The sequence below is a fragment of the Methylobacterium platani genome (genome assembly GCF_001653715.1).
In the GTDB taxonomy this organism is placed as follows: Bacteria; Pseudomonadota; Alphaproteobacteria; order Rhizobiales; family Beijerinckiaceae; genus Methylobacterium; species Methylobacterium platani.
This window is the reverse complement of record NZ_LWHQ01000119.1, coordinates 1-399: the sequence shown is the minus strand read 5'-3', so window position 1 is coordinate 399 and position 399 is coordinate 1. Positions and strand designations below refer to the sequence as shown.

Genomic DNA, 399 nt, shown 5'->3' with positions numbered 1-399 from the left:
ATCACCGTGGCGGGTCCGGTCACCGGGACGGCGCGAGCCGGCGGCGCGGTCGACCTCGTGCTCCGAGTGCCGGGTACGTACCGGGTGACGATGGAGGCATGGCCGCGGCGCCCCGTCACCGAGACCCTGAAGGTGGCGATCACGGAGGGTCCCGTCCCGGAGGCGCCGGCCGGCGCGGTGGTGATCGGGCCCGACCTCAAGACGGTGCGGGCGCGGGCGAAGGAACTCGCCACGCTCCACTACGCTGCCCTGGCCCTGGTCTCCCGGCCGGCCGGGCTGCAGGCGGCGGACCTGCTCAAGGCGGCCGAGGCCGAGAAGGTACTCGCCGGCGGCGAGAGCGAGTGGATCGCCGAGGAGGCCGCCGAGCGCGGTCAGGATCCCGCCGTGCTGGCCGCGGCG

At 75.9% G+C, this 399-nt stretch carries 1 protein-coding gene; it reads left to right on the top strand.

Features of this window, described 5'->3' with window-relative positions; all coding sequences use genetic code 11:
- Positions 1–399: hypothetical protein (locus A5481_RS31630; protein WP_197514282.1), on the top strand; the 399-nt coding region annotated here is incomplete at both ends.